Below are 618 nucleotides of genomic sequence, written 5' to 3'. Positions count from 1 at the left end.
CAAGGATTTGATCATTTAATTGGACAGTGGTCTGTTGAAACTGTTGTTCCTGTTGATCTGTCTTATCTTGTAATTGTTTCGTGACGTTCTGTAGATCGATAATTTCATCAATCCCTGTGACGGCACGTTTTGCTGCATCTTCTGCATCTTTCGCATACTCAGCAGCCTGTTTGTAACGCTCTACGTTACTGTTATCCGCACCAAACTGACCTACGTCTTGAGCGTACGGATTGCCATAAATGTCAACCATTTTAGTCTCCTATTAATGACGAATAACACCGAAGTTAATATGCGTACGCATTGTGCTATTATCAAGAACGTTAGGAATAACCAGAGGGCTACCAGAGTACTCAGTTTTATCAGCTTGTTTCTGAACAACTTGAAGAGCAGCTTCTGCCATAAACCCATACTTCTGAGCAGCTTCATCATCCTGTACAAAAATACAAGCGTGTTTCATTGCCATATAAAGAAGTAAATCTGGAGCGATAGTAAGGAGGTTACATGAATCAGTGTCTGAATGTAGTTCAGGACTATCTGAGTAATACCCTACGATAATATCACCCGAAGTTAGGCCATCAGATGGTGCTGTAAACTCAGGTGCAAAGAATAAACGTTTAC

Annotated in this window: 2 protein-coding genes; both read right to left on the bottom strand. The window is 40.6% G+C overall.

Going from position 1 to position 618, the window contains the following annotated elements; translation table 11 throughout:
- Positions 1-250: hypothetical protein (locus tag N1032_RS26245; protein ID WP_259543581.1), on the bottom strand; the 250-nt coding region annotated here is incomplete at its 3' end.
- Positions 251-262: 12 nt separating this feature from the next.
- Positions 263-618, bottom strand: a 356-nt coding sequence (locus tag N1032_RS26240) for a phage adaptor protein (RefSeq protein ID WP_259543580.1), incomplete at its 5' end; no start/stop codon positions are given.

It is taken from the genome of Herbiconiux daphne (assembly GCF_024979295.1).
Lineage (GTDB): Bacteria > Actinomycetota > Actinomycetes > Actinomycetales > Microbacteriaceae > Herbiconiux > Herbiconiux daphnes.
The sequence above is the reverse complement of the archived record's forward strand: the minus strand, read 5'-3'. Positions and strand labels throughout refer to the sequence as shown.